At 72.8% G+C, this 26,446-nt stretch carries 27 protein-coding genes; 12 read left to right on the top strand and 15 right to left on the bottom strand.

Annotation, left to right across the window (positions count from 1 at the left end; genetic code table 11):
* Positions 1-340 precede the first annotated feature (340 nt).
* Positions 341-910, top strand: coding sequence for a manganese efflux pump MntP family protein (locus tag DEI91_RS07640; protein ID WP_111051686.1), 570 nt, complete (start codon positions 341-343; stop codon positions 908-910).
* Between the two features lie 40 nt (positions 911-950).
* Positions 951-1,508, top strand: a complete 558-nt coding sequence (locus tag DEI91_RS07635) for a hypothetical protein (RefSeq protein ID WP_146244231.1) — start codon at positions 951-953, stop codon at positions 1,506-1,508.
* Between the two features lie 57 nt (positions 1,509-1,565).
* Here the strand turns inward: DEI91_RS07635 and DEI91_RS07630 are convergent, their stop codons facing one another.
* Genes DEI91_RS07630 through DEI91_RS07620 form a run of 3 tightly spaced genes read right to left on the bottom strand, consistent with a single transcriptional unit; the run spans position 1,566 to position 6,186 of the window.
* Entirely contained in the window at positions 1,566-2,555 is a 990-nt protein-coding gene (locus DEI91_RS07630; protein WP_111051684.1) for an XdhC family protein, read from the bottom strand.
* Entirely contained in the window at positions 2,555-5,365 is a 2,811-nt protein-coding gene (locus DEI91_RS07625) for a molybdopterin cofactor-binding domain-containing protein (RefSeq protein WP_111051683.1), read from the bottom strand. Before DEI91_RS07625 ends, DEI91_RS07630 begins: the two co-directional genes overlap by 1 nt.
* Positions 5,362-6,186 carry a xanthine dehydrogenase family protein subunit M gene (locus tag DEI91_RS07620; protein WP_111051682.1) on the bottom strand — a complete coding sequence of 275 codons (825 nt, stop codon included), beginning with the start codon at positions 6,184-6,186 and terminating at the stop codon, positions 5,362-5,364. The genes DEI91_RS07625 and DEI91_RS07620 overlap by 4 nt, the downstream gene beginning before the upstream one ends.
* Before the next feature lie 216 nt (positions 6,187-6,402).
* Between DEI91_RS07620 and uraD the strand changes: the two genes are divergently transcribed.
* The 4 genes from uraD to DEI91_RS07600 are packed head-to-tail and all read left to right on the top strand — an operon-like array spanning position 6,403 to position 8,855.
* The gene (uraD, locus tag DEI91_RS07615) at positions 6,403-6,921 is read left to right on the top strand and encodes a 2-oxo-4-hydroxy-4-carboxy-5-ureidoimidazoline decarboxylase (protein WP_111051681.1); all 519 of its coding nucleotides are present in this window, start codon (positions 6,403-6,405) and stop codon (positions 6,919-6,921) included.
* On the top strand, positions 6,918-7,244 hold the full coding sequence (gene uraH / locus DEI91_RS07610; protein ID WP_111051680.1) for a hydroxyisourate hydrolase: 327 nt from the start codon (positions 6,918-6,920) through the stop codon (positions 7,242-7,244). The genes uraD and uraH overlap by 4 nt, the downstream gene beginning before the upstream one ends.
* Positions 7,245-7,252: 8 nt before the next feature.
* Positions 7,253-8,224, top strand: coding sequence for a factor-independent urate hydroxylase (pucL, locus tag DEI91_RS07605; protein WP_111051679.1), 972 nt, complete (start codon positions 7,253-7,255; stop codon positions 8,222-8,224).
* 43 nt (positions 8,225-8,267) lie between these two features.
* Positions 8,268-8,855, top strand: coding sequence for an NTP transferase domain-containing protein (locus DEI91_RS07600; protein WP_111051678.1), 588 nt, complete (start codon positions 8,268-8,270; stop codon positions 8,853-8,855).
* 112 nt (positions 8,856-8,967) lie between these two features.
* Here DEI91_RS07600 and DEI91_RS07595 read toward each other — a convergent pair whose 3' ends face one another.
* The 7 genes from DEI91_RS07595 to DEI91_RS07565 form a co-directional block, all read right to left on the bottom strand.
* Complete coding sequence (locus tag DEI91_RS07595) at positions 8,968-10,062, bottom strand: alkene reductase (RefSeq protein ID WP_111051677.1); 1,095 nt, start codon at positions 10,060-10,062, stop codon at positions 8,968-8,970.
* 70 nt (positions 10,063-10,132) lie between these two features.
* On the bottom strand, positions 10,133-10,345 hold the full coding sequence (locus DEI91_RS07590) for a hypothetical protein (protein ID WP_111051676.1): 213 nt from the start codon (positions 10,343-10,345) through the stop codon (positions 10,133-10,135).
* 28 nt (positions 10,346-10,373) lie between these two features.
* Positions 10,374-10,838: a MarR family winged helix-turn-helix transcriptional regulator gene (locus DEI91_RS07585; protein ID WP_111051733.1), complete on the bottom strand. Its 465-nt coding sequence runs from the start codon at positions 10,836-10,838 to the stop codon at positions 10,374-10,376.
* Between the two features lie 127 nt (positions 10,839-10,965).
* Positions 10,966-13,671 (bottom strand): MMPL family transporter, encoded by a 2,706-nt coding sequence (locus DEI91_RS07580; RefSeq protein ID WP_111051675.1) that lies wholly within the window; start codon positions 13,669-13,671, stop codon positions 10,966-10,968.
* 87 nt (positions 13,672-13,758) lie between these two features.
* The gene (locus DEI91_RS07575) at positions 13,759-14,394 is read right to left on the bottom strand and encodes a TetR/AcrR family transcriptional regulator (RefSeq protein ID WP_181439519.1); all 636 of its coding nucleotides are present in this window, start codon (positions 14,392-14,394) and stop codon (positions 13,759-13,761) included.
* Between the two features lie 76 nt (positions 14,395-14,470).
* Positions 14,471-14,767 carry a hypothetical protein gene (locus DEI91_RS07570; RefSeq protein WP_111051673.1) on the bottom strand — a complete coding sequence of 99 codons (297 nt, stop codon included), beginning with the start codon at positions 14,765-14,767 and terminating at the stop codon, positions 14,471-14,473.
* 146 nt (positions 14,768-14,913) lie between these two features.
* Positions 14,914-16,095 (bottom strand): epoxide hydrolase family protein, encoded by a 1,182-nt coding sequence (locus DEI91_RS07565; RefSeq protein ID WP_111051672.1) that lies wholly within the window; start codon positions 16,093-16,095, stop codon positions 14,914-14,916.
* A gap of 83 nt (positions 16,096-16,178) precedes the next feature.
* Here DEI91_RS07565 and DEI91_RS07560 point away from each other — a divergent pair, with 83 nt between their 5' ends.
* The 4 genes from DEI91_RS07560 to bla are packed head-to-tail and all read left to right on the top strand — an operon-like array spanning position 16,179 to position 19,517.
* Positions 16,179-16,769, top strand: coding sequence for a MarR family winged helix-turn-helix transcriptional regulator (locus tag DEI91_RS07560; protein WP_111051671.1), 591 nt, complete (start codon positions 16,179-16,181; stop codon positions 16,767-16,769).
* Between the two features lie 11 nt (positions 16,770-16,780).
* A complete protein-coding gene (locus DEI91_RS07555; protein WP_111051670.1) occupies positions 16,781-17,692 on the top strand; it encodes an NmrA family NAD(P)-binding protein in 912 nt (303 codons plus the stop codon).
* Positions 17,693-17,739: 47 nt separating this feature from the next.
* The gene (locus DEI91_RS07550; protein ID WP_111051669.1) at positions 17,740-18,537 is read left to right on the top strand and encodes an SDR family NAD(P)-dependent oxidoreductase; all 798 of its coding nucleotides are present in this window, start codon (positions 17,740-17,742) and stop codon (positions 18,535-18,537) included.
* Positions 18,534-19,517 carry a class A beta-lactamase gene (bla, locus tag DEI91_RS07545; RefSeq protein WP_258374335.1) on the top strand — a complete coding sequence of 328 codons (984 nt, stop codon included), beginning with the start codon at positions 18,534-18,536 and terminating at the stop codon, positions 19,515-19,517. The genes DEI91_RS07550 and bla overlap by 4 nt, the downstream gene beginning before the upstream one ends.
* Before the next feature lie 11 nt (positions 19,518-19,528).
* On the opposite strand, the gene DEI91_RS07540 is transcribed toward bla, so the two are convergent.
* The 5 genes from DEI91_RS07540 to DEI91_RS07520 form a co-directional block, all read right to left on the bottom strand.
* Positions 19,529-20,518, bottom strand: a complete 990-nt coding sequence (locus DEI91_RS07540; RefSeq protein WP_111051668.1) for an alpha/beta hydrolase — start codon at positions 20,516-20,518, stop codon at positions 19,529-19,531.
* 154 nt (positions 20,519-20,672) lie between these two features.
* Positions 20,673-21,689, bottom strand: a complete 1,017-nt coding sequence (locus tag DEI91_RS07535) for an ABC transporter substrate-binding protein (RefSeq protein ID WP_111051667.1) — start codon at positions 21,687-21,689, stop codon at positions 20,673-20,675.
* Positions 21,690-21,743: 54 nt separating this feature from the next.
* A complete protein-coding gene (locus tag DEI91_RS07530; RefSeq protein ID WP_111051666.1) occupies positions 21,744-22,595 on the bottom strand; it encodes an ABC transporter ATP-binding protein in 852 nt (283 codons plus the stop codon).
* Entirely contained in the window at positions 22,592-23,686 is a 1,095-nt protein-coding gene (locus DEI91_RS07525) for an iron ABC transporter permease (RefSeq protein WP_258374334.1), read from the bottom strand. Before DEI91_RS07525 ends, DEI91_RS07530 begins: the two co-directional genes overlap by 4 nt.
* Entirely contained in the window at positions 23,683-24,762 is a 1,080-nt protein-coding gene (locus tag DEI91_RS07520) for an iron ABC transporter permease (RefSeq protein ID WP_258374333.1), read from the bottom strand. The genes DEI91_RS07525 and DEI91_RS07520 overlap by 4 nt, the downstream gene beginning before the upstream one ends.
* Positions 24,763-24,790: 28 nt before the next feature.
* On the opposite strand from DEI91_RS07520, the gene DEI91_RS07515 reads away from it, so the two are divergent.
* A complete protein-coding gene (locus DEI91_RS07515) occupies positions 24,791-25,615 on the top strand; it encodes a siderophore-interacting protein (RefSeq protein ID WP_111051664.1) in 825 nt (274 codons plus the stop codon).
* A gap of 47 nt (positions 25,616-25,662) precedes the next feature.
* Positions 25,663-26,439 carry a hypothetical protein gene (locus DEI91_RS07510; protein WP_111051663.1) on the top strand — a complete coding sequence of 259 codons (777 nt, stop codon included), beginning with the start codon at positions 25,663-25,665 and terminating at the stop codon, positions 26,437-26,439.
* The last annotated feature ends 7 nt before the right edge of the window (positions 26,440-26,446 follow it).

Below are 26,446 nucleotides of genomic sequence, written 5' to 3'. Positions count from 1 at the left end.
CGCGGTGGGTGACAGCGCGCCGAACACACCCCGCGAAGGGGTGGAGAACCAGCGGTGAGCTGCTGGTGAGCGCTGCGGGTGTTTCCCGGCTTGTGACAGTTGTTCGGCGCCGTTCCCGACATGGTTTGGGCGGGTTCGGCGTCGTTACCTTCCTGTTACATCTGCGTGTCGCCAGAGGCCGCGCCCGCCAGTCGACGCCGGGGTGCCCAACGGGTGGATTCGGTGCGGCGAATCCTCCTGATCAGGCCTTTCCGGTCCGGGAGCGTCGCCACGGCATGGCAGGATCGTCGAGTTCCGAGACGACGGCGTCTCCACCGTCCGTCTCGAGAGGCACCACCCCATGTCGTTCTGGGCCCTGTTCTTGATCGCGCTCGGCGTCTCCGCCGACGCCTTCGCCGTCGCGCTCGGCAAGGGCCTGCACATGAAGCGGTTCTCCGTGCGCCAGGCCGTGGTGATCGCACTCGTGTTCGGTGCCTTCCAGGCGCTCATGCCGCTGCTCGGCTGGCTGCTCGGCACGACGTTCGCGAGCGCGATCGCCGACGTCGACCACTGGGTCGCGTTCGGCCTGCTCGCGCTCGTCGGCGGGAAGATGCTGTGGGAGGCGTTCCACGGGCACGAGGACACCGACGAGGACACGGACCGGCTGCGCGTCCGGGAGCTGCTCGTCCTCGCGGTCGCCACGAGCATCGACGCGCTGGCGGTCGGCATCACGCTGGCGTTCCTGCCGGTGTCGATCGGGTGGGCGATGCTGCTCATCGGCGTCACGACCGCGGTGCTGAGCTACGTCGGGGTGGTCGTCGGGCGACGGGTCGGGGCGCGCTTCGGGAAACCGGCGGAGATCGCCGGCGGCGTGGTGCTCGTCCTGATCGGCGTGCAGATCGTGCTGGAGCACACCGGGGTCCTCGGCTGACGGGGTGCACCGCGACCGTGGTCCGTGGGACGATCTCGTCGTGCTCCTCGACGATGCCCCCGCCAGCGCGCTCCGCGACGGGACGGCGCGCGGTCCCGTCAGAGCCGGTCGCGTGCGCGTCCGCCGCGGGACCTCCGTGCTCGCGCTGGTCGTGGCAGGGGCGTCCCTCCTGACCGGGTGTGCGCCGGAGCCCGTCGACGAGGCCGCGCTGACGCGCTGGACAGCGGCGCACCAGACCGCCGAGGACGGCGACGAGGACGTGCTCGGCGTGCTCTCCGGGCAGGTCGCCGCGCGGGACCGTGCGAGGGACGTCGACGTCGGCGGTGGGGTCTCGATGACCTTCGCGCGTCACGCTCAGATCACGGCGGTCGATTTCTCGTGCTTCGGGGACGGCGCGATGACCGGGTTCGTCGTCACCAGGTCGGGCAGTTCGTCACGGTCCACGGGTGTGGACCCGGTGGCGTGCGCCGAGGGTGTGCACCGCGTCCGACTGCCGGCGACATGGCGGGCGGACGTCGACGAGGTCTCCTTCACCGTCGGGGACAGCACGCGGGACTCCGCCTGGTCGCTCACCGTCCGGGGTACCGGCGGGGCGTGACCCGGTCCGGCGGCAGACCGGTGGGACGAGCCTGTCGCGTCGACGGACGACGGCTGCTCACCGGACCTCCACCGCGCGCCGGTGGACGGGGCCGCTCCCGCCGACGAGTGGCCCGCCCGGGGCACCGCGGCGCACCGCCACCACCTCGGCCATGACCGCCAGGGCCACCTCCGCCGGCGTCTCCGCCCCGATGTCGAGCCCGATCGGGGAGCGCAGCCGCGCCGTGTCGGGCGTCCCGAGGTCGTGCAGCACCGCGAGACGCCGCTCGTGCGTCGCCCGGGACCCCATGGCGCCGACGTACCCCGCGCCGCGGCGGAGCGCGAGGTCGAGCACGTCGGCGTCGAACCGGTCGTCGTGGGACAGCAGGACCACGACGGTGTCCGGCCCGATCGCGGTGTCGGCCAGCACCCGGGGCGGCCACCCCACGATCCGCTGCTGCGCCGCCGGGAACCGCTGGTCGGTGAGGAACACCGGCCGCGGGTCGACGACGGTGACCGCGTAGCCGAGCATCGCCGCGGTGTTCGTCACGGCGACGGCGGCCTCGACGGCACCGACGACGATGCAGCGGGCACGTCCGCCGGCGTACTCGGTGAAGACCCGGGTCCGGCAGCCGTCCGACAGCGGGACCACCCGACCGAGCGACGCGGGCTCGAGGGACAGCGCGAGCGACGTCGGCGTCCCGGCAGCGGCGGCACGGAGCGCGTCGAGCACGTCGGTGTCGGTCGGCAGGACGCGGCGCACGAGGACCTCGACCCGGCCGCCGCACCGCAGCCCCGGCGCCCAGTCGGCGTCCGCGTCGGACGGGTCCTCGGCTCCGAAGCGCTCGAGCGCGGCGACGCCGGTCGTCAGGACCTCCTCCGCCGTCAGGTAGAGCGACCCCTCGACGCACCCGCCCGAGATCGTCCCGACGACCTCGCCACCGGGCAGGACGGCCATCGAGGTGCCGGTCCCGCTCGGTCCGCTGCCCTGCACGTCGACGGCGGTCGCGACGACGACGGGCTCGCCCGCGTCGAGCACGGCCAGGAGGCGCGGTGCCAGTTCGAACATCACGCACCTCCGACGACGGTCGCGTCGGTGAGCAGCGCCCACACCCGGTCCCGGGTCATCGGCAGGCGGTACGGCCGCACGTCGACCGCGTCTCGGACGGCGTTCGCGATCGCCGGGGCGACCGGGTTGTAGGGGGCCTCGCTCATCGACTTCGCCCCGAGCGGGCCGAGGGGGTCGTGCGTGTCGGCGAACAGCACTTCGGTGCGCGGCACGTCCGAGATCTTCGGCACCCGGTAGGACCGGAAGGCATCGGTGGTGACCCGTCCGGTGTCGTCGAGCACGACCTCTTCGTAGAGCGTCGAGCCGACCGCCTGCGCGGCACCGCCCTCGACCTGTCCCCGCAGCTGTTCCGGGTTGAGGACGGTCCCGGCGTCGACCGCCTGCACGCTCTGCAGGACCCGGACCTCGCCGGTGGGTCGGTGCACGGCGACCCGGACGCCGTGCACGGTGAACGCGAGCGACCGGGGCGTGCCGTCGTGGGTGCCGGAGGCGACGAGCGGCCCCTCGGCGAGGAGTTCGGCGTGCCCGACGAGTTCGTCCCCGACCCGCACACCCGCCGGCTCGACGGTGACCGCCGGTCCGAGCACACCCGAGGCGGTCCGCGGGGTCCGGGCCGACACGATCGCGAGGGCCCGTGCGGTCATGTCGTCGCGGAGCGCCTGCGCCGCCGCGGACAGGGCCCGCCCGGCGACGACGACGCCCGCGGAGCCGAACGCCCCGGTGTCGTACCGGGCTGCGTCGGTGTCGGACTGGTGCACGTCGACGCGGTCCGGGGTGGTTCCGAGCGCGGTGGCGACGAGCTGCGTGTGCACGGTGGTCGTGCCGTTGCCGAACTCGGCCGTGCCGACGCCGATGCGGTAGCGGCCGCCCGGCAACAGCTCGACCGTGGTGTGCGCGTGGTGTCCCCGCGGCGGCATGGTCGCGATGGCCGCGAGTGCGACGCCGGTGCCGAACGCCCAGTCCGGGGAGCCGTCGGGCCCGGGACCCGTCAGTACCGGCCCGTCCTCCCGCGGGACCTCGGGAAGGGGACCGGCCAGGGCCTGTTCCACGAGGTCGAGGCACTGGTCGAGCCCGTAACTGCCCTCCCACCGCAGGTCGGTCTCCTCGTGCGGATCGGTCACGACGAGCGGGTCCCCGGGCACGACGACGTTCCGCCGGCGGAGTTCGAGCGGGTCGATCCCGAGCTCGCGCGCCAACTCGTCCATCGCGGACTCGATCGCGAACACCACCTGCCCGAGGCCGTACCCGCGGAACGCCCCCGACGGCAAGTTGTTCGTGTACACCGACTCCGCGTCCACCCGCTTGGCCGGGCACCGGTACACCGCGACGGACTCGCTGACCGAGTGGAACATGACGCCGATGCCGTGGTTGCCGTACGCCCCGGTGTCCATCGTCTGGTCGACGTGCATCGCGGTCAGCCGACCGTCGGTGTCGGCGCCGAGGCGGACCCGCACGTGCATCGGGTGCCGCGTCGGCGCGATCGTGAACTCGTCGCGACGGCTGAACTCGTACTGCACGGTCCGGCCCGTGCGCAGCACGGCGAGCGTGACGAGGTCCTCGGTGAGCATCTCCTGCTTGCCGCCGAACCCGCCGCCGACGCGCTTCGCGACGACGCGCACCCGGGCCGGGTCGAGCGCGAAGACGCGCGCGATCTCGTCGCGGACCAGGAACGGGACCTGCGTGGCGGTCCGGAGCACGAGCCTCCCGTCCGGGTCCACCCACCCGCGGGTGGCGTGCGTCTCGAGGGCGGCGTGCGAGACCCGGCCGGTGCTCCAGGTGCCGTCGACGGTCGCCGCGCTGGCGGCGAGGGCACCGGTCACGTCGCCGGTCTCGCCGTGCAGGCTCGCCACGACGTTCCGTGCGGGCTCGGCGATCCGGTGCTCGGCCGACGTCTTGTCGCCGTGCAGGAGGGGTGCGCCCGGTCGGCGGGCGGCGTCGACGTCGTGCACGCTCGGCAGGACCTCGTAGTCGACCCGGACGAGGGCGCACGCCAGCTCGGCGGTCCGGACGCTGTCAGCCACGACCGCGGCGACCCGTTGTCCGCGGAACCGCAGCACGCGGTCGAGGACCCGGGTGTCGTCCGGGTCGTCGAGCCGCGACTCGTGCCGTCCGGTGGAGAACAGGACGCCGGGGTCGTCCCGGTACGTCAACACCGCGTGCACCCCGGGGAGCGCCTCGGCCGCGGTGGTGTCGATCGCGGTGATGCGGGCGTGCGGATGCGGGCTGCCGAGGACGGCGAGGTGCAGCAGGGCCTCGGTGGCCCGGACCGCGGGGGTGTCGGGGACGTCGAGCGTGTACTCCTCCTGCCCGGTGACGACGCGCATCGCGGCCGGCGCGACGACGGACGTGCCGACCGCTGCGCCGGGGGTCGCGCACGCGGTGTTCACGACACCGTCGAGCGCGTCCTCGATCGCCCGGTACCCGGTGCAGCGGCAGAGGTTGCCCTTGAGCTTCCGGTGCCGGTCGGCGTGGTCGTCGTCGGTGAGCGTGGACGCGGTGACGACGAACCCCGCCGTGCAGAACCCGCACTGGAACCCCGGAGCCTCCGCGAACGCGCGCTGCACCGGGTGCGGGCGCTCCGGGGTGCCGAGGCCCGCTGCCGTCGTGACCGTCCGGCCCTCCATCCGGTGCGCGGGGGTGATGCAGGAGTGCACCGGCACCCCGTCGACGAGCACCGAGCAGGCACCGCAGTCGCCGGCGTCGCACCCCTTCTTCACCGCCGTCACGCCGTGCTGCCGGAGGAGCGTCCGGAGGACCTGGCCGGGCTGCGGCGCGACCTCCATCGGGGTGCCGTCGACCTCGATCCTCATCGGGTCCCTCCCGCTGCGGCTTCGTCGCGGAGCTCGTGCGCAGAGCGGGTGCTGACCGAGCGGCGCCAGGCGGGGGACCCGTGCGGGTCGTCGTACCAGTGGTCGTCGGACCCGAGCGTGGCCGTGAGCGCGGCATCGAGTTCGTCGGCCGTCGGGACCCCGGCGAACCGGAACACGACCGGGCGCGGGGTCGCAGCCGTGACCACGAGCACGAGTCCCTGTTCGGACCACCGCGCGGTGACGAGCGACCCGGATCGGCCATGCGGGCTGAGCGACACGCGCCGGTGGCCGGTCGTCGCTCGGAGTGCCGCCTCCGGGACCTCGAAGGACCGGATGACCTCGTCGTGGCGCAGGTCGAGCGTGCGTACGCCGAGGACGAGTCGCTCGACGGGCACCCGCCGCTCCCCACCGCCCGGCGTCCACACCACCGCGGTGGCGTCGAGCGTGACGAGCAGCGCCGTCATCGCCCCCGCGGGCAGTCCGACGGCCACGTTCCCGCCGACGGTCGCGGCGTTCCACACCTTGAACGACGCGAGCAGGGCGTTCGCGCACTGCTCGACGAGCGGCCACGCGCGCCACGCGTCGTCGGGCCGCACGCGGAGCAGTGACGCGATCGTGCAGGTCGCGGCCACGGTCAGGGTGCCGGGCGTGCGCTCGACGTCGGGCCAGCCGAGCGTCGTCAGGTCGACGAGGCCGGTCAGGCCGGGCTGTTCCTCCGAGAACAGCCACGTGCCGCCGCCGAGCGGGCGGTCACCGGGGGAGAGAGCGAGGTCGTCGCGGTGCGACGGTGTCCGCACGGTGCGGACGGAGACGAGGTCCATGGACGGGTCCGATCAGGGCAGGGCGACGGGGGACGGTCAGCGCACCGACTCGTCGGCCGTGCGCGATCATGCCCCGGTTCCATGCCATGTCGGCAACGGTAGGGAACCGGTGTTTCAGCGTCGTTTCGGGGAGGGAACAGGCGTCGTCGGCCGGTGCGCGGGAGCCGTGACGTGCCCGACCCCTGCCCGAAACACGGGGGTGCCATCCTCCCGGACATGACCGTTCCGCTGTCCACCCCCGTCGGCGTCCACGTGTTCGACCGACTCGAGGACGCCGATGCCCGTGCGCTCGTGACGTCCTGGGCCGCCGTGCCCCGGTGGGTCGAGGCCGTGCTCGCCCGTCGCCCCTTCCGCACCGTCGAGGACCTCGCCGCCGCGGCGGACCGGCTCGCCCGCACCTGGACCGACGCCGAGGTCGAGGCCGCGCTCGCCGAGCACCCGCGCATCGGTGACCGTCCCGTCGGCGACGGAGCCGCGGCAGCAGCCTCCCGGCTCGAGCAGGCGGCGTCGGCCGACACCGACGACGCCACCGCTGCGGCCCTGCGGCAGGGCAACGCGGACTACGAAGCGCGGTTCGACCGGGTGTTCCTGGTGCGGGCGGCCGGCCGGACGGCGGACGAGGTGCTCGCCGAGCTCCGCCGACGACTCGGCAACGACGACGACACCGAACGCACCGAGGTCGCCGACCAGCTCCGGGAGATCGCACTCCTCCGACTCGCCAGGAGCGTCGCATGAGCCACCTCACCACCCACGTGCTCGACACCACCCACGGTCGGCCCGCAGCGGGCATCGCCGTCACGCTCGTCGACGCTGACGGGGCCCTCCTCGCCTCGGGCACCACCGACCCGGACGGCCGCATCGGAGCGCTCGGCCCGGACCGCCTGCCGCCGGGGGAGTGGACGCTGACGTTCGCCACCGGCGCCTACTGGGCCGGACTCGACCTGCCGGCGTTCCACCCACGCGTGGTCGTCGTGCTCACGGTGCCGGACGACCCCGTGCACCTGCACGTCCCCCTGCTGCTCAGTCCGTTCGCCCACTCCACCTACCGAGGGAGCTGACCCCGACCATGACCGACACGACCACGACCGGCACCACCACGACCGGCACCACCACCAGCACGTCCGTCCCGACGACCGTGCACCTCGGTGCGAACCAGTACGGCAAGGCCGAGGTCCGCCTGGTCCGGGTGACCCGCGACACCGATCGACACGAGATCGAGGACCTCACCGTCACCACCCAGTTGCGTGGCGCGGCGCTCGCCGACTCGTACACCGACGGCGACAACGCGAAGGTCGTCGCGACCGACACGCAGAAGAACACCGTGTACGCCTTCGCCCGCGAGCACGGCGTGCACAGCCCCGAGGAGTTCCTGCTCCGGCTCGGTCGGCACTTCACCACGGCCTTCGACTGGTACGACGGTGCGACCCTCTCCGCCGAGCAGCACACCTGGGAACGCATCACCGTCGCGGGGCGCGAGCACGACCACGCGTTCGTCCGCGCCGGGGCCGGCACCCGGACCGCGGTGGTCCAGGTCGACGGCGACGACGTGCACGTCATCGCCGGTGTGACCGACCTGACGGTGCTCAAGTCCACCGGCAGCGAGTTCCACGGCTTCCCGCGGGACGGCTACACGACCCTGGCCGAGACCGACGACCGGATCCTCGCGACCTCGGTGACGGCGCGTTGGCGGTACCTGCCGGACTCGGTCGCGGCGGGCATCGACCACGATGCCGTGTACGCCGGTGTGCTCGAGACCATGCTCGCGACCTTCGCGGAGCTGCACTCCCTCGCGCTGCAGCAGACGCTCTTCGCGATGGGCCGGGCCGCGATCGAGGCGTTCCCCGAGATCGCCGAGGTGCGTTTCTCGATGCCGAACAAGCACCACTTCCTCGTCGACCTCGCGCCGTTCGGGCTCGACAACCCGGGCGAGGTCTTCTTCGCCGCCGACCGCCCGTACGGCCTCATCTCCGGCTCGGTCGTCCGGGACGGCGTGGCCGAGGCGCCGGCCGCGTGGCTCGCCGTGCCCGGCTTCGCCTGAGACGTCGAGGACCGTGACACCACCGGCGAGGACGGACGGGCTCGTGGTCGGCGTCGTCCTCGCCGCGGGCGCGGGCACCCGTATGGGTCGTCCGAAGGCGCTGGTCCGGCGGCCGGACGGACGGCCCTGGCTCGGCGCCGCGGTCGGCACCCTTCTCGACGGCGGCTGCGACGAGGTGGTCGTCGTGCTCGGCGCGGCCGGCCGGGAGGCCCGTGCCCTGGTCCCACGCCGACCGACCGTCCGCAGCGTGGTGACCGCGGATTGGGCGCGCGGCCCCTCGGCCTCGCTCCGCGCCGGGCTCGCTGCCGTGGCGTCGGACCCGGCCGTCGCCGCGGTCCTCGTGTCGCTCGTCGACCTGCCCGACCTGCCCGCCGCCGCCGTGCGACGCGTCCTCGGGACCGGCGGCCGACGGACCGCGCTACGGCGGGCGACGCACGACGGTGTCCCGGGTCACCCCGTGCTCGTCGGGCGGTCCCACTGGGCTGCGCTCGGGGTGGCCCTGGCGACACCGGCCGACGACCGCGACCGTGGCGCCGGCCCCTGGCTCCGCGCGGTCGGCGCCGAGCCGGTGGAGTGCGGCGACCTCTGGGACGGGACGGACCGGGACCGGCCGGGGCCGGACGGTCGGTGACCCGCACCGGCGGCACGACCCGTGCCCGGACCTGCGCGGACCGGCCGCCGACCGGACGACGGGAGGCCCGGCACCCACCGGCACCGGGCCTCCCGTCAGGCGGAGGTACGGGCTACGCGACCGACGCGCGCACCTCGGCGAGGGTCGGGTAGTCGGTGTAGCCCTCGGCGCCCTGACCGTAGAAGAGTTCCGGCCGCGGCTCGTTGAGCTCGGCGTCCTGCTCCCAGCGCTCGGCGAGGTCCGGGTTCGCGATGGCCGGGCGGCCGACGGCGATGGCGTCGGCGATGTCCTCGTCCACGACCATGACCGCCTCGTCGCGGGTGGTCATCGCGCTGAAGCCGGAGTTGACGACGAAGGGCGCACCGGCGGTCCGGCGGATGTGCTGCACGAGGTCACCGGCCGGGTCGGCGTGCAGGACGTCGATGAAGGCGAGGCCGAGCGGTGCGAGACCCTCGGCGATCGCGGTGTAGACGGCGCGCACGTCCTCGGCGTCGTCCTCGACGACGCCCTGGATGCCGTGCTCGGGGGAGAGGCGGATGCCGGTGCGGTCTGCGCCGACGGCCTCGGCGACGGCCGCCGTGACCTCGACCGCGAAGCGCGCGCGGTTCTCCGGCGAACCGCCGTACTGGTCCGTCCGGGTGTTCGAGGAGGCGGACATGAACTCGTGCACCAGGTAGCCGTTCGCGCCGTGCACCTCGACGCCGTCGATGCCGGCGGCGATCGCGTTGCGGGCGGCCTGCGCGAAGCCCTGCACGGCCTCGGCGACCTCGTCGGTGGTGAGCTCGTGGGGCACCGGCATGTCGGCCTTCGAGCCGTCGGCCAGGTGCGTCTGCCCGGGGGCGGCGACCGCGCTCGGGCCGACGATGCGCGGGGTCTGCGCGATCGCGGGGTGCGAGACGCGGCCGCCGTGCATGAGCTGCATGACGATCGTGCCACCGCGCTCGTGCACGGCGTCGGCCACGCGGCGCCAGCCGGCGATCTGCTCCTCGGTCTCGATGCCGGGCTGCCCGGGGTAGGAACGGCCTTCCTGCACCGGCCAGGTGCCCTCGGTGATGATCATGCCGAGCGTCGCGCGCTGCGCGTAGTGCTCGACGAGCAGGTCGTTCGGGACGCCGTGCTCGCCCGCGCGGGTGCGCGTGAGCGGTGCCATGACGATGCGGTTGCTGAGTCGGAGGGCGCCGAGTGCGGCGGGTTCGAAGAGCTTCACGTCGGGCGGGAACCCGGCCGACGTGTTGCGTATTCCGACTTCGGCGGAGGCGGCGGCGGTCCGACGGGCGTCAGCGGCGCGGGCAGACGAGGGTGGAGGAGCGCACCTGGCCCTCCGGCCGGATCACGGTGTGCAGGGACAGCGGCTGGTGGCAGATCGGGCACGCGCGGTCGACCGTGCGGTCGTCGACGCCCTCGGGGTGTCCGGCACCGATCTGGGAGGGACCCATCTTGTCGATCAACGTCGTGTTCCAGCGCTCGTACCACTGCGCGAAGCGTCCCATGGTTGTTCCTTCGTTCGTGCCCTGATCGTTAGTGTACTCGTCGTTCGCCACCGGCGGCGTCGACGACCTCGAGGAGCGCCGCGAGCTCGTCCTTGAGTGCCTCGAGCCGTGCGACCGGCCATCCGAGCCGCGCGGCGACCGCGACGGGGACGGCCTCGGCACGGTCGCGGAGTGCTCGGCCCGCCGTGGTCAGCGTCACCGCGAGCTGGCGTTCGTCCGCGGCGCTGCGGGCCCGGCGGACGTACCCGGCTGCTTCGAGGCGCTTCAGGAGAGGGCTGAGGGTGGCCGACTCGAGACGGAGTTCGCCGGCGATCTCCCGGACCGACCGCGGATCCCGTTCCCAGAGGGCGAGCATGACGAGGTACTGCGGGTGCGTCAGTCCCATCGGCTCGAGCATCTCGCGGTAGAGCCCGACGACGCTGCGGCTCGTCGCGACGAGGGCGAAGCAGAGCTGTCGGTCGAGGGACAGCGGGTCGATCGGGGTGTCGTGCATGGTGCCACCGTACCCTTCGTGCACGAAGGGAATGACTTGACTCCTCGCATCGGTCATCGACGGGCCGCGACGCCGGGAGGCCCGGCACCGGTCTCGGGGACCGGTGCCGGGCCTCCAGGCCGTGGCGTCAGGCGCGGTGCGCCGGCGGGTGGCCGGAACCGTGCGTCGGGGCGTCCGGCTCGGCCGGAGCGGCATGCGACCCCTGGTGCGGGCCGGCGCCGTCGGTGCGACCCTCGGACCCGCCGCCGGGGTGCGCTCCCGGCTGGTCGCGCTCGAGCTTGGCGCCCTCGACGTCGACGTCCGGCAGGATCCGGTCGAGCCACTTCGGGATCCACCAGGCGCTCTTCCCGAGCAGGTGCATCACCGCGGGGATGAGGAGCATGCGGACGACGAAGGCGTCGAGGAGGACACCGAACGCCAGCCCGAAGCCGATCGGCTTGATGGTCGAGGACTCCGAGAAGATGAAGCCCGCGAACACCGAGATCATGATGATCGCGGCCGCCGTGACCACCGCGCGGCCGGCGTGCAGACCGCGCTGCACCGCGACCTTGGCGCTGGCGCCGTGGGCGTACGCCTCGCGCATGCCGGAGACCAGGAACAGCTGGTAGTCCATCGCGAGTCCGAACAGGATGCCGATCTCGATGATGGGCAGGAAGCTCAGGATCGGTGCCGGGTCGTGCACGCCGAACACGCTGCCGAGCCAGCCGAACTGGTAGATCGCGGTGAGGCCACCGAACGACGCGAGCACGGACAGGATGAAGCCCGCCGTCGCCGTGATCGGGACGAGGAACGACCGGAACACGATGATGAGGATGATGAGCGACAGGCCGACCACGACCGCCAGGTAGAGCGGCAGCACGTCGGCGAGCTTCTCGGAGACGTCGATGTTCGCACTGGCGTTGCCGGCGACGCCGAGCTCCACCTTGCCGTCGTCCGTCGAGACGCTCTGGGCGCGGAGGTCCTTGACGAGCTCCTCGGTCGAGACGCTGTCCGGGCCGCCGTTCGGCTTCACCTGGAAGGCGATGATCGTGCGGTCCTTCGACGCACCGATCGGGAGCACGGCGTCGACGTCGCTGTTCTCCGCGAGCGCCTGACCGATGGTGACCTCGGTCGCGGTGACGTCGTCTTCGCTGACCGCCTGCGGCAGGGTCGCGACGACGAGCAGCGGGCCGTTCTGGCCGGCACCGAACTCCTGCTCGAGGGTCTTGTACGCCTTGTACTGGCTGGACTCGACCGCCTCGGACGAGCCGGAGGGCAGGCCGAGTCGCATCTGCGTGGCGGGGAGGGCGATCGTGCCGAGGACGGCGACGCCCGCGACGAGGGTGATGACCGCACGCCAGGTCGACATCGGCTTGTTCGGCACCGGCACCGAGCCGGTGTGCCCGATCTGCTGACGCTCCTTCTTCCGGAGGATCCGGAAGCCGAGCAGCGAGAGCAGCGCCGGGGTGAACGAGGTGGCGATGAGGATCGCGAACAGGACCGCGACCGCGCCCACCGTGCCCATCAGCCCGAGGAACGGGATGCCGGTGATGTTCAGCGCGAGGAGCGCGACGATGACCGTCGTGCCGGCGAAGACCACGGCGTTGCCGGACGTGCCGTTCGCCAGGCCGATCGACTCGTGCACGCCCATGCCCTGCTTCAGCTGGGTCCGGTGTCGGTTGAGGATGAACAGCGAGTAGTCGATGCCGACGGCCAGGCCGAGCATCACCCCCAGGACCGGCGTGACCGAGATGAACTCGACCAGGTCCGAGAACGACAGCGACGCCAGGGTGGCGACGCCCACGCCGAGCACCGCGCTGAGGAGCGGGATGGCGGCACCGATGAGCGTGCGGAGCATGAGGAACAGCACGAGCGCGGCGATGACGACGCCGACGATCTCGCCCGGTCCGAGGATCGAGGGCACGCCCTGGGCGATGTCGTTGGACACGTACACGTCGACGCCGCTGATCGTCGCGGACTCGGCGCGGTCGGAGATCTCCTGCTTCGTGGTCTGCGGGACCTCGTACGTCGACTTCGTGAACTGCACCGTGCCGATGGCCGCGGAGTCGTCCGACGAGACGAAGCGGATGTCCTCCGACAGGTCGAGCAGGTCGGAACCCTGTTCGAGCTCACGCTCGCTGTCCTCGAGCTTCTGCGTGTTCTCGTCGATGGTCTTCTGCGCGTCGGCGAGCTGCTGCTCGCCCGCGGTGAGCTGCTGCTGCTGGGCGTCGATCTGCGCCTGCGCCTGCGCGAGCTGCTGCTGGCCGGCCTGTGCCTGCGCCTGGGCGGCGGGGCTCGCAGCCGCGGCGGCACCGGCGGCGCTGGCCTGGGCCTCCGCCTGGGCCTTCTGCGCGTCGAGCTGGGCCTGGGCGTCCGCGATCTGCTGCTTGCCGGACTCCAGCTGCTCCTCCTGGGCGTCGAGCTGCGCCTGACCGTCTTCGAGCTCCTTCCGCCCGTCGCTGATCTCCTTGCGCCCGTCGACGATCTTCTGCCGCTGGTCGTCGAGTCGCTGCTGCGTCGCGAAGCCGTCGGTCGTGCCCTTGACACCCGGCAGGTCCTCGAGGTCCGTCAGGAACGCCTGCACGTCGTCCCGCTGGGCGCTCGTGAAGGCCCCGCCGTCCTTCGTCTGGAAGACGATCGTCCCGTTGCCGCCGTTCGCACTCGGGAACTTGTCGGCGAGTTCGTCCTGCACCTGGCTGGTCTTCGTGCCGGGGATCGAGATCGCGGAGGAGATCGTGCCCGAGAACAGGCTGAAGGTGACACCGGCGATCGCCATGAGGACGATCCAGGCGATGATCACCGTCCAGTGTCGGCGGGCCGCGAAGCGACCGAGGCGGTAGAGGAGACCGGCCATGCTGGGCGCCGTTCCTTTCGTGGTGTGGGGTGGTTGGTCGGAGTGGGGTGCGCCGGTGGACCCCGGGGGAGTGGTCGGTGGAGCGGGTCAGGATTCGGGGAGGTAGCCGCTGCGGACGCTGTGCACGAGCCGCCCGAGCAGTGCGTCCCAGGCGGCCCGGGCGTCGTCGTCGAGCCGCGGTCCGGTGGTCGTGAGCCAGTGGTCGGCGATCACGACGATGCCGCTCATCAACGAGTCCACCAGCAGGGCGGTGTCCAGGGCATCAGCTGCGGGGTGGCGACGGGCGACCTCGCTGCGGAGGCGCCCCGTGACGCGCGCGAAGGCGGTCTGCGTCAGGGCGGTCGCCTTCGGGTCGTCACCCTCCGGCTCGCCGAGGATCCGGTGCAGGCGGACGATGGCGCTCGGCAGGTCGGTGCCGCGGGCGGCCGACTCGAGTTCGTCGAACATCGACGACCGTGAGCCGTCCCCGACCGGCGTGCTGGCGATCTCGGCGAGGAACCGGTCGATGATGACGGACAGTGCCTCCTCGCACACGGCCAGGCGCACCTCGTCGAGCGAGGCGAAGTGGTTGAACACGGTACGCCGGGCGACGTCGGCGCGTGCCGCGAGTTCGTCGACGCTGATCTCGCCGCCGCGGTCCTCGATGAGCTCGCGGGCAGCGCCGAGGATCGCCTCGCGGTGCCGTGCCTTGAGGGCTGTACGGCGATCGGGCGAGCGGGTCACGACGTCGACACTAGGTGCATCGATGCACTCGGTGCATCTTCGTCGGGCCGATCCTCAGGAACATCCCCCGATCGACTCAGCGCGGTGCGCGCCGGTGCCGTCCGTGTCGCTGCAGCAGTGCCACCCAGCGGGGGAGGCGGCGATCGCCGGCGACGACCGCCTCCGCGGTGCTGGACGGTGCGAACGCGAACCAGGGGCAGTTGGGGCAGACGTGCAGCCACTCGTGGACGGCGAGCCCGATGCCGTAGTACTGGTTCCGGGCGACGCGGAGCGGACGTGCGCACCGGGGACAGGACAGCTTGCCGCCGTCCCGGTCGATCGCGATCGATGGGGTGGTGTCTGCAGTGGTGCGTGCATCGTCGACAGCAGTCATGGCCCGAACCTCTCCGGTGTCCCGTCACGCTCCGTTGCGTGGCTGTGCGGAGAGGATACGACGCGTCCGGCCGCGTCGCACACCCGATCACCGCCGTGTCCGGTGGACGCGGAGCCGGGTGTGCGGCGCTGCCGGTGCGGGTGGTGTCAGCGGAGCTGGCGGAACGTCGCGCGGATGTCGGCGACGAGCAGTTCCGGCTGCTCGAGCAGGGCGAAGTGGCCGCCGCGGGCGACTTCGCTGAAGTGCACGAGGTGCGTGTACCGACGTTCGGCCCAGCGGCGGGAGCGTCGGACGTACTCGCCCGGCATGATGCTCAGCCCGACCGGCACGGTGAGCGGTGCCTCCACCGTGCCGGGGTTCGCCCACCCCGTCCGGTTCGCCTCCCAGTACATCCGCGCCGAGGAGGCCGCGGCGTTCGGGAGCCAGTAGAGCATCACGTCGTCGAGCACCTCGTCGCGGCTGAACAGCCGCTCGGCGTCGCCGTGTTCGTCGTGGGAGCCACCGACGTCCTGGAACATCGCGTAGATCCACGCGGCCAGGCCGACAGGGGAGTCACTGAGTGCGTAGCCGATGGTCTGGGGGCGTGTCGCCATCTGCTGCGAGTACGCGGACAGTTCCTGCCAGTAGTGGCCGCTCTCCTGGAGCATCGCCTGCTCCTCCGGGGAGGCGTTCCGGACTTCGTCGTCGGTCGGCATGAAGAGCGCCATGTTGAGGTGGATGCCGGCGAGTCCGATCCCCTCGGCCGCTTCGAGCGCGGCCAGCTCGGCGGTGACGGTCGCGCCGAGGTCGCCGCCCTGTGCGAGCCAATCCGTGTACCCGAGACGGTGCATCAGCACCGACCACGCACGTGCGGTGCGCGCCAGGTCCCAGCCCGGGGTGGTCGGCTTCCCCGAGAACCCGAACCCGGGCAGGCTCGGGATGACGAGGTGGAACGCGTCCTCCGGCGCGCCGCCGTGGGAGACCGGGTCCGTGAGCGGCCCGATCGCGTGCCGGAACTCGAGGACGGAGCCGGGCCAGCCGTGGGTGAGGAGCAACGGCCGCGCTCCCGGCTCGGCCGATCGGACGTGGAGGAAGTGCACGTCGAGCCCGTCGATCGTCGTCGTGTGCTGGCCCCATCCGTTCAGGAGCGTCTCGACCCGGCGCCAGTCGTAGTCGGTCGCCCAGTGCTCGACCAGGGCGCGGACCTTCTCGAGCCGCGGTCCCTGCGAGGTGTCCGACACGGTCTCGCGATCGGGCCACCGGGTGGCGAGCAGACGCTGCCGGAGTTCGTCGAGTTCCTCCTGCGGGACGTCGAGGGTGAAGGGGGTGATCGCTGCCGGGTCGCTCATGGTTGTCTCCTCGTCGAGGGTGTTCGTTCCGTCGTGGAGATGATCTTTGCACAAGACGATCTTCCTCGTGTACCGTCTGTTCCATGGATGATCGGGCAGCGAAGGCAGACCTCCCGGAGATCGACTGGGACGCGCAGGGCATCGAGACCGAGCTCGGTTGGGCCGTCCCCCTCGTCCTCCAGGAGTACGTCCGGCTCGGGAGCGTGGCGGTCGCGGACGTCCCCGGCGGTCCCCGCGGCTACCAGGTGCTCGTGGCGACCACGACGGAAGAGGCCTCCTCGCAGCTCCTGCTCGCGAACCGACTCGGCATCGACAAGACCCAGATGACCTACGTCATCGACGCGCTCGAGGCCGGCGGGTTCGTCGAACGCCGACCGGACCCGACCGACCGCCGTGTCCGTCAGGTGCACCCGACCGACGCCGGGCGCGCCCTGCTCAGCCGCACCCGCCGGACCCTCAGAGCTGCCGAGGAGGTCCTCATGCGCCACCTCGAGCCGGACGAACAGACCACGATGCGTCGGCTCCTGGCCCGCGTCGCGCTCGCCGCCGGCGCAGGGACAGCAGGAGCGCGCGGGGACGACCCAGCGTTCGAGCACCCCCTCGCCGTCCCGGAGCGATCCCGGCGGCGCACGCAGACCACCACCTCGTCGACCTCGTCGACCACCCCACAGTGAGGCCACTCCCCATGACCAGTACCGTCCTCGTCGCCGGCGCCACCGGCGACCTCGGCCAGCGCATCGTCCGCGAACTCGTGGAGCGCGACGTCCGCGTCCGGGTCCTCACCCGCCCCGGGAGCGGGACCGCCACCGACCTCTTCGGCGCCGACCCGCGCGTCGACGTGGTCGCCGCGGCGTACACGGACCACGCGGCCCTCATCGAGGCCGTGGCAGGGGTCGACGTCGTCGTCTCGGCCGTCAGCGGGACCCGTCCCGTGATCGTGGACGCGCAGCGCGCCCTGCTCGCGGCGACCGTCGCGGCCGACGTGCCGCGCTTCATCCCGTCGGACTACTCGGCCGACTACCGACGCATCACGCCCGGCACGAACCGCAACTTCGAACTCCGACGCGAGTTCGCCGCCGAGGTCGACGCCGCGCCCGTCCGCGCGACGTCGATCCTCACCGGCATGTTCACCGACCTGCTCACCGGCCAGGCGCCGATGATCCTGTTCGGGCGGCGCCGGGTCCTGTTCTGGTCCTCCGCCGACCAGGTCCTCGACTTCACCACGAAGGACGACGTCGCCCGCGTGGTGGCCCTCACCGCGTTGGACGACGACGCCCCGCGCGTCATCGAGACGGCGGGTGACCACATCTCGGCACGGGACGTCGCGCACATCATGAGCGAGTTGACCGGCACCGCCTTCCGCCTGCAGTGGGCCGGCACGACCGGGACGCTCTCCGCGATGAGCGCGGTCGGGAAGCGGCTGTCGGGGAACCCGGACGAGACGTTCCCGGCCTGGCAGGGGATGCAGTACTTCGTGAGCATGTTCAGCGGGGAGGCGCAGCTGCGGCACGTCGACGACGACCGCTACGGTCCGCACACCTGGACGACCGTCCGCGACGTGCTCCGGGCGCACGTCGAGGGCACCGACGCCCGGTGATGCGCGTGCCGTGACGACCCGGATCGCGGACCGTTAGCGTGGCGGCCATGACGCAGATCGAGTTGACCGGCCGGACCGCCCTCGTCACCGGCTCCACCCAGGGCATCGGACTCGCGATCGCGCTGGACCTGGCCCGAGCCGGGGCGTCGGTGGTCGTCAACGGACGCGGGGCCGACGGTGTGCAGCGGGCGATCGCTGCCGTGCGCGACGCGGTCCCCGATGCGCAGGTCGACGGTGTCGCCGCCGACCTGTCCACGGCGGACGGCGCGGCCGCGGTGCTCGACGCGCACCCGCACGTCGACGTGCTCGTCAACAACCTCGGGATCTTCGGCAGCCGCGACCCGTTCGCGATCACCGACGACGAATGGCGCCACTACTTCGAGGTGAACGTCCTCTCCGCGATCCGCCTGATCCGCTCCTACCTGCCCGCGATGACCGAGCACGGGTACGGGCGCGTGGTGTCCATCGCGAGCGACTCCGCCGTCGTCACCCCGGCCGAGATGATCCACTACGGCATGACGAAGACGGCACTGCTGGCCGTGACGCGGGGGTTCGCCAAGGCCGTCAAGGGCACGGGCGTCACCGTCAACACCGTGATCGCCGGACCGACCCACACCGCCGGTGTCGAGGACTTCGTCGCCGAGCTGGTCGGCACCGACCTGCCCTGGGACGAGGCGCAGCGCACGTTCATGCGGGAGCACCGGCCGCAGTCCCTCGTCGAGCGCCTGCTCGAACCGGAGGAGGTCGCCCACATGGTGACCTACCTCGCGTCGCCGCTGGCGTCCGCCACGACGGGTGGTGCGCTCCGCGCGGACGGCGGGTACGTCGACGCGATCCTGCCGTGACCGGGCGACGGGCCGGGCACACCCGGGTGGCAGCGCTCGCCGCGGTGGTGGCCCTGTCGCTCGGCCTCGCCGGGTGCCAGGACGCAGCTGCGACCGATGCGATGCACAGCCCGTCCGGGACGGCCGCCGCGACCTCCGGACAGCCGACGCCGACGCCGACGCTGACGTCGACTCCGACACGGATTCCGGAGCCGACGACGAACGCGGCCGCCGAGCGGGCCTTCGCGGCACTCGAGACCGAGCACGACGCCCGGCTCGGCGTCGTCGCGATCGACACCGGCAGCGGGGTCGGTGTCGCACACCGGGCGGACGAGCGGTTCGCGTTCGCCTCGGCGGCGAAGGTGTTCATCGCCGCGGCCGTGCTCGACGCCGCCGCACCGGACGACCTCGACGCCGTCGTGCCGATCGGCCAGGGCGACGTGCTCTCGTACGCGCCGGTCACCGGTCAGCACGTCGGCTCCGGCATGACGGTGCGCGAACTGCTCGCGGCGATGGTGCGCTCGAGTGACAACACGGCGGCGAACCTGCTCGTGGCCAGGGTCGGCGGGCCAGCTGCCGTGCAGCGGTGGCTCCGCGGCATCGGGGATGACGTGACCCGGGTCGACCGCGTGGAACCGGCCCTGAACGAGGCCGTGCCCGGTGACGAGCGGGACACGACCACTCCGGAGCAGTTCGCCGCCGACCTCCGCACGGTCCTGCTGGGCGGTGCCCTCGACCCCGACGACCGTGCGTTGCTCGTCGACCTGATGCGCGGGACGACGACGGGTGCGGGAACGATCCGCGCGGGCGTGCCCGAGGAGTGGACGGTCGCGGACAAGACCGGCACCGGGTCGTACGGCGTGCGGAACGACGTCGGGATCGTGACCCCGCCCGGGCGGGACCCGATCGTGCTCGTCGTGATGACGGGCCACGACACCGCGGACGCCGAGCCGGACGACGCGCTCGTCGCCGCTGCCACCCGCACCGCGCTGCGGAGCTGATCCCCGGTCGGTCAGCGGGGGAGCACCGCCGCCCACCGCTCGACGGCGTCGTAGGCGCGCTCGCGCACCGGCGCCGCCGAGAGCACGACGTCGTGCAGCGCGCCGTGCAGACGGCGGACCGTCACCTCGTCGCCGAGCGACGGTGCGCGTCTCGCGACGGCGTCGACGTTGAGGGCCACGTCGGCGTGGGACATGCCCTCGTTCCACCGCGGCTGCAGCATGCTCTTGTCGCTGAGCATGACGAGCACCGGGACCGTGAGGCCGAGCCCGTGCGCGACCCGCTCCTGCCCGGCGAACACCGCGGCGAGCCAGCCCGGGTGCAGCGGGAAGCCGCGTTCCGGTCGCCACCGCTGGTCGTACGTCCACGACCCCTCCGCCGAGCTCGACACCGTGCGGGTGTAGAAACCGGGGTCGACCGCCGGCATCGGCGCGAGGGGGTTCCGCTTCGCGCCCAGCTTGATGACCGGTGCGACGACCGCCCGCCCGATCGCGTCGGCCTGGAACTCGAGCCAGGGGCTGTTCAGGACGAGTCCGTCGACGAGCGCCGGGTGCCGCGCTGCCCAGAGCGCCAGGGTGAGCCCGCCCGTGGAGTGGCCCATCGGCACGAGCCGTCGGCGCTGCCCGGGGTGCTCCGCCCGGATCGCGTCGAGCGCTGCGGCGATGTCCTCGTCGTAGGTGGCCAGGTCGCCCACGTGCCCGGGCGTCTGGTGCGGCCGCAGGCTCCGCCCGTACTTCCGCAGGTCGAGGGCGTGGAAGCGGGCGCCGAGCCGTTCGACGCGCTCGGCGAGCTCGGTCTGGAAGAAGTAGTCCGACCACCCGTGCACGTACAGGACGTCGACGTCGTGCAGCGGACCGGCGTGGGGTCGGAGCCGGTCGGTCATCGTCCGCCGCCGACGGACCAGGGTGGCGACGACCGGGCCTTCGGCGTCCTCGCCGAGCGGGAGCTCGAGTCGCTCGTACGGCGGGCCGAGGACGTCCTCGTGCCACCCCGCGTCCGTCATGCCTCGTTCCTACCGCACGACGCTGCGCGACGACGGACGGGAGGTCCCCACCGGGCACGGCCGCGACGCCGCTGGCGCGTCGCCGCGGTACCGGCCGGCGTGGGCCCACCGCACCTTCTGGTGGAGGGCCTCCCGTCCGTGGTCGTGGGGCGGCTCAGGCGACCGGCTCGCTGTCGTCGAGCCAGCCGGCGAGCTTCGTCATGTAGTCGGCCTGCGAGGCGTAGTCCAGCGCCGGGAAGGTGAAGCTGTGCACCTGACCGGCCTCGAGGGCCGGGTCGTCGGCGAACGTCGGCTGCTTCTCGAGGTCGGCCACCTGGTAGCCCTGCTGCGACAGCAGGATGACGTCGGCCGAGATCTGGCCCGCGTTCTCCCAGCTGTAGATGCCCCAGTAGAAGCCCTTCGGCTCGGGCGTGACCAGGTCGACGCCGAAGTCGCTCCACATCTGCAGCGTGGGCTCGTCGGACGGGCGGGTGACGTAGGCGCCGTCGCCGTCGGCGTACATCGAGACGACGGAGACGCCGCTCTTCTCGGATGCGGTCCGGAGGGCCTCCTTCGCCGTGTCGAACTCCTTCTCGGCCGACTCGACGGCGGACTCCTGCGCACCGAGGTCCTCGGCGAGGTCGGCGATGTCCTCGATGACGTCGAGGCCCTTGCCGCCCCACTTCACCGTGGCGACCGGGGCGATCGCCTCGACCTGCTCCTGCTGCTCCTTGTCCTTGAAGCCGTAGGCCGGCTGCGAGGAGTCGAGCGTGCCCTTCGCGTCGGTCGGGTAGACCGAGGTCACGACGAGGTCCGGCTTCAGCGCGGCGAGCTGCTCGAGGTCGATGTCGCCGTACGCCGTGCCGAGCTGGGTGATGCCGTCCTGGTCGAGGTCGTCGAACCGGGCGTCCTTCGTCATCGGGAGCTGGCCGAAGGTGCCGACCGGGCGGAGGCCGTACTCGATGAACGAGATCGCGATGTCGTTCAGGACCACGACACGCTCCGGCATGTGGTCGACCTCCACCGTCGTGCCGGTGGCGTCCTCGTACGACCAGGCCCCGGAGGACGCCTTCGCGTCGTTGCCGGTGTCGTCGGAGGCACCGGTGCCCGAGCAGCCGGTGAGGATGAGGGCCGTCGCGGTGACGGCGGTCAGGAGGGCGGCACGAGCGGAGCCGCGGCGGGGAGTGTTCATTAGGTGAGCCTAACCTAACCAGCAGTTCGACACCAGTCCGCGTCACCCGCTGCGTCAGACGGTGTGGTCGTCCGCTTCCGGCACGACCATCGGGGCACCCGTCACCGGGTCCGGGACCACCCGCGCGTGCAGCCCGAACGCCCGCTCGAGCAGCGCGGGCGTGAGGACGTCGACCGGGGACCCGTCTGCGACGACCCCGCCGTCGTGGAGCACCACGAGCCGGTCGGAGTAGCGCGCGGCGAGCGTGAGGTCGTGCAACACCATGACGACCGTGGCGCCCTGCTCCCGGTTGATCCGACGCACCAGCCGCAGCACGTCGAGTTGATGGGCGAGGTCGAGGTAGGTGGTCGGCTCGTCGAGCAGGAGCGTGTCCGCCTGCTGGGCGAGGACGAGTGCGATCCAGGCGCGCTGTCGCTGCCCGCCGGACAGACTCGCCACGTCGCGGTGTGCGACCTCGGTCAGGCCGGTCGCCGCGATGGCGTCCTCCGCCACGGCGGCGTCCTCCGCGGTCCACGGTCGGGCCCAGGACTGGTGCGGGTTGCGGCCGCGCATCACCAGGTCGAGCACGCTCGTGCCGGCGGGCGCGAGGGGCGACTGGGGGAGGATCGCGAGCTTCCGCGCGACCGCCCGGTTCGCCTCCTTCCGGATCGGCGCACCGTCGAGCAGCACCTCGCCGGACTGCGGTTTGAGCACGCGGCCGAGCGCCTTGAGCAGCGTCGACTTGCCGCACCCGTTCGCGCCGAGGAACGTCGTGACGGTACTGCGCTCGACCGACAGGTCGAGGTCCCGGAGCACCGGGTGCTTGTCGTAGCCGACGGACAGGCCACGGGCCTCCAGGACGGGTCCGGCGTGCACGCGGTCCGGCATGGTCACGGCCGCGGGGGCCGGCGGGGTCGTCGTGGTCATCGGGACATCTCCTTGCGGTGACGGATGAGGAGCCAGATCAGGTACGGGGCGCCGATCACGGTGGTGACGATGCCGACGGGCACCTGCCAGGGGAACGCCGACCGGGCGAGCAGGTCCGCGCCGAGCACGAGGACCGCGCCGAGGGCCGCCGACAGCAGCAGCGGCGGCCGGTTCGTCCTGGCCAGGCGGAGCGCGATCTGCGGCACGACGAACGCGACGAACCCGACCGGGCCCGCGGCAGCGACCGCCGCGGCCGTGAGGACGACCGCCAGTCCGATGACGAGCAGCCGGTGCCGCTGCACGCCGAGGCCGACGCCGGTCGCGACCTCGTCGCCGAGCTGGCCGATCCCGAGCGCCGCCGAGGTGGCGAGCGCGATCGGGACGCCGACCGCGGCGATGACGAGGAGCGGCCACACGGTGGTCCACGACGTGCTCGACAGGCTGCCGACCAGCCACTGCGACGCCGCGGTGGCCTGGGTGATCTTCGCGCGGACGAGCAGGTAGCTCGTCACCGCGTCGAGGGTCGCGCTCACCCCGATGCCGACGAGGATCAGGCGGTGGCTCTGCACCCCGCCACGCCAGCCCAGGCCGTAGACGACCGTGGCGGCGGCGAGCGCCCCGATCGTGGCGGCGACGGGGATGCCGCCGCCGAGGACCAGGGCGCTCACCGAGTAGCTCCCGCCTCCGAGCACCACCGCGGCCACGGCGCCGACGCTCGCGCCCGAGGTCACGCCGATGATGTCCGGCGTCCCGAGCGGGTTGCGCGTGAAGGTCTGCGTCAGGGCTCCGGCGACGGCCAGGGTCACGCCGACGAGGGCGCCGGTCAGGACGCGGGGGAGGCGCAGGGTCGTCACGATGAACGACTCCGGCCCGGACTCGAGTCCGAGCAGTGCCCGCACGACCGTGTCCGGTGCGATGAAGGTCGAGCCGATCGCGACGCCGAGCACGACGAGCAGCAGGGCGGCGACCACGGCGACGACCGAGGCGGTGAGGACCCGCGGACGCCAGGCGAGCCCGACCGGCCCGATGCGGATGCCCTTCCGGGCCCCGGCCGGTGTCGCGGCAGGCGCGGTCGTGGTCGCCGCGCTCACAGGGACACCAGCGATCGACGGCGTGCGACGGCGACGAACACCGGTCCGCCGATGACGGCGAGCACGATCCCGACCTCGACCTCGGCGAACCCGCCCACGAGTCGGCCGACGACGTCGGCGAGCAGGACGAGTGCGGCGCCGAGCAGCGCCGAGGCGGGCAGGGTCCAGCGGTGCCCCGGGCCGACGACGGCCCGGGCGACGTGCGGGACGGTCAGCCCGACGAACGCGACCGGACCGGCGGCGGCCGTCGCGCCGGCGGCGAGGAGCGTGATGCCACCCAGTCCGACGAGCCGCGCGGTGAGCAGGTCCTCGCCGAGTCCCTTCGCGAGCTCCGACCCGAGACCGAGTGCGTCGAGGGCCCGGGTGTTCCAGATCGCGAGCACGAGTCCGACGGCCATGAACGGCCACGCGGCCTGCAGGACGTCGAGCTGTCGGCCGGACAGTGACCCGACGACCCAGAGCCGGTACGCGTCGAGGGACTCCTGGTCGGTGAGGACGATGAACGAGGTCAGGGCGCCGAGCAGCGCGGACACCGCGGCGCCGGCCAGGGCGAGGGGGACGGGGCTCGCGGTCCCGCTGCCGGCGACCGTGACGGAGAAGACGACGACGCTGGCGACCAGTGCGCCGATCAGGGCGAACCAGACCGAGGCGCCGGTGCTCGTGACACCGAAGACGTACACGCCGAGCACGACGGCGAGGCCGGCGCCGGCGGAGACGCCGAACAGTCCGGGGTCGGCGAGCGGGTTCCGCGTGTGCCCCTGCATGAGGAGCCCGGCGATCCCGAGCGCGGCGCCGACGCTCGCGCCGATGAGCGTGCGGGGGATGCGGGAGCCCCAGACGACGGCCTCGTCGGTGCCCGAGCCGCTGCGGGTGAGGCCGGCGAGCACCCGGTCCACGCCGATGTGGTTGCTGCCGAGGAGCATGCTCGCGACCGCTGCGCCCAGCACCAGCACCGCCAGCCCGAGCAGGACGCCGACCCGACGACGAGCCGTCCGCCGGTGGACGCCGGTGGCACCGACGACCGCTCCGGGAGGGGCAGCGGGCGCGGTTCGGACGGCGAGGGGAGGGGGTGGCACGGGAGCCATATTAGGTTAGCCTTCCCTCATGGCGAAGATCCCGAGGCTGATGCCCGAGAACCCGCGGCTGTTCCGGGCGCGGGTCGTCCGTACCGCACGGCACACCCCGTCGGTCCACCGCGTCACCATCGCGAGCGACGAGATCCGCGACTTCCCGTTCCTCGGCTTCGACCACTGGTTCCGCCTGTTCCTGCAGCGCCCCGAGCAGGACGCCTTCCGGATGCCCGAGCTCGACGGCGCCAAGTGGTGGCCGCAGTACCTCCGCATCCCCGAGGAGTCGCGACCGCACTGCGCCAACTACACCGTCGCCGGACACCGGCCGGAGCTCGGCGAGATGGACATCGACTTCGTCGTGCACACCGACCAGGACGGCGGACTCGAGGGCCGCGCGGCGATCTGGGCCTGCAGCGCCCGACCCGGTGACGAACTCGCCCTGCTCGACCAGGGCTGCATCTTCGACTGCCCCGACGACGCCAGCGAGGTCGTCATCGCGGCGGAGGAGACCGGCCTGCCCGCCGTCGTCGGCATCGCCCGGTCGCTCCCGCGCGACGCCGTCGGCCGCATCATCCAGGAGGTCCCGACAGCGCTCGACGTCCGCGACCTCGACGCGCCCGTCGGCGTCACCGTGACGTGGCTCGTGCGCGGCGACGCCACCGCGGTGCCCGGACGTGCGGCGCTCGCCGAACTCCAGCGGCACGTGCCCTGCGACGACCGCGGGTACGCCTTCGTCGTCGGGGAGTCCCGACTCGCCACCGAGGGCCGGCGCCACCTGCACCGCGCGGGGCTGCCGAAGTCGCGGATCACGTTCTCCGGGTTCTGGAAGCACGACGCCCGCATGCCCGTCCCGGTCTGAGGCCCTCCGCCGGACCGTGTCCACCGCCGGTGTGGCACGCTGTGCGCATGGGGGAACAGGGCACGGGACACGTCCGACGCGCGGGGACGGCGGTGGCGGCCGTCGCGGCGCTCCTGCTCGTGACCGGCTGCTCGATGCTGGCGGGCGGCAGCGTCCCGGACGCGGCTCCGACGGACGGCACGCCACGCCGGACCGCTGCGCCGAGCCCGTCCGCGACCCCCAGGCCCACCCCGACTGTCACGACGCCGCCCGTCGCGGAACTCGTCGGGGTCACGCTGGACGCGGGGGACGTCGGCGAGGGCGCGCCCGCGACCGTGTCCGGCACCGGCCCCGCCGACGTCGCCTTCCGGGTGCGCGGCGACTTCGCCGTCGTGATGGACCTCGACTGCTCGCGGTGCACCGGGACCGCGGCCGTCACGGCACCCGGTCGGATGTCGCCGTTCGGCGAGGCCTCGGCGCCGCTGACGGCGTCGTTCCTGACGGGGGTCATGCGGTCCGACCCGGACGAGCAGATGCTCATCGTGCAGGCGGACGGTCCCTGGTCGATGACGATGCGGAGCTGGAACGACCTACCGTCGGTGTCCGGGCCGCAGGCCGGCACGGGTCCCGCGGTCCTGTTCTTCTCGGACGACGTCTCGCACGTGCAGGTCGAGTACACGCCGGCCGACGCAGACGACCGGTTCGGCGCGCGGGTCTTCACGACCTCGGACGACACACAGCTCTTCGGGGACACCGAGGCGTTCTCCGACACGTTCGAGGCCGACCTGCCGGGCGTGGTCGCGATCGCGACGAACGGGTCGTGGCGCATCACCCCGACACCCTGATCCCGTC

This window comes from Curtobacterium sp. MCBD17_032, assembly GCF_003234855.1.
In the GTDB taxonomy this organism is placed as follows: Bacteria; Actinomycetota; Actinomycetes; order Actinomycetales; family Microbacteriaceae; genus Curtobacterium.
Note: the sequence above shows the minus strand (reverse complement) of the source record. Positions and strands in the feature narration are given on the sequence as shown.

Coding starts and splice junctions, on each gene's coding strand:
- DEI91_RS07640 (WP_111051686.1), top strand. CDS start 341: ATGTCGTTCTGGGCCCTGTTCTTGATCGCGCTCGGCGTCTCCGCCGAC.
- DEI91_RS07630 (WP_111051684.1), bottom strand. CDS start 2,555: ATGTTCGAACTGGCACCGCGCCTCCTGGCCGTGCTCGACGCGGGCGAG.
- DEI91_RS07625 (WP_111051683.1), bottom strand. CDS start 5,365: ATGAGGATCGAGGTCGACGGCACCCCGATGGAGGTCGCGCCGCAGCCC.
- DEI91_RS07620 (WP_111051682.1), bottom strand. CDS start 6,186: ATGGACCTCGTCTCCGTCCGCACCGTGCGGACACCGTCGCACCGCGAC.
- uraD (WP_111051681.1), top strand. CDS start 6,403: ATGACCGTTCCGCTGTCCACCCCCGTCGGCGTCCACGTGTTCGACCGA.
- uraH (WP_111051680.1), top strand. CDS start 6,918: ATGAGCCACCTCACCACCCACGTGCTCGACACCACCCACGGTCGGCCC.
- pucL (WP_111051679.1), top strand. CDS start 7,253: ATGACCGACACGACCACGACCGGCACCACCACGACCGGCACCACCACC.
- DEI91_RS07590 (WP_111051676.1), bottom strand. CDS start 10,345: ATGGGACGCTTCGCGCAGTGGTACGAGCGCTGGAACACGACGTTGATC.
- DEI91_RS07585 (WP_111051733.1), bottom strand. CDS start 10,838: ATGCACGACACCCCGATCGACCCGCTGTCCCTCGACCGACAGCTCTGC.
- DEI91_RS07580 (WP_111051675.1), bottom strand. CDS start 13,671: ATGGCCGGTCTCCTCTACCGCCTCGGTCGCTTCGCGGCCCGCCGACAC.
- DEI91_RS07570 (WP_111051673.1), bottom strand. CDS start 14,767: ATGACTGCTGTCGACGATGCACGCACCACTGCAGACACCACCCCATCG.
- DEI91_RS07565 (WP_111051672.1), bottom strand. CDS start 16,095: ATGAGCGACCCGGCAGCGATCACCCCCTTCACCCTCGACGTCCCGCAG.
- DEI91_RS07560 (WP_111051671.1), top strand. CDS start 16,179: ATGGATGATCGGGCAGCGAAGGCAGACCTCCCGGAGATCGACTGGGAC.
- DEI91_RS07555 (WP_111051670.1), top strand. CDS start 16,781: ATGACCAGTACCGTCCTCGTCGCCGGCGCCACCGGCGACCTCGGCCAG.
- DEI91_RS07550 (WP_111051669.1), top strand. CDS start 17,740: ATGACGCAGATCGAGTTGACCGGCCGGACCGCCCTCGTCACCGGCTCC.
- DEI91_RS07540 (WP_111051668.1), bottom strand. CDS start 20,518: ATGACGGACGCGGGGTGGCACGAGGACGTCCTCGGCCCGCCGTACGAG.
- DEI91_RS07535 (WP_111051667.1), bottom strand. CDS start 21,689: ATGAACACTCCCCGCCGCGGCTCCGCTCGTGCCGCCCTCCTGACCGCC.
- DEI91_RS07530 (WP_111051666.1), bottom strand. CDS start 22,595: ATGACCACGACGACCCCGCCGGCCCCCGCGGCCGTGACCATGCCGGAC.
- DEI91_RS07515 (WP_111051664.1), top strand. CDS start 24,791: ATGGCGAAGATCCCGAGGCTGATGCCCGAGAACCCGCGGCTGTTCCGG.
- DEI91_RS07510 (WP_111051663.1), top strand. CDS start 25,663: ATGGGGGAACAGGGCACGGGACACGTCCGACGCGCGGGGACGGCGGTG.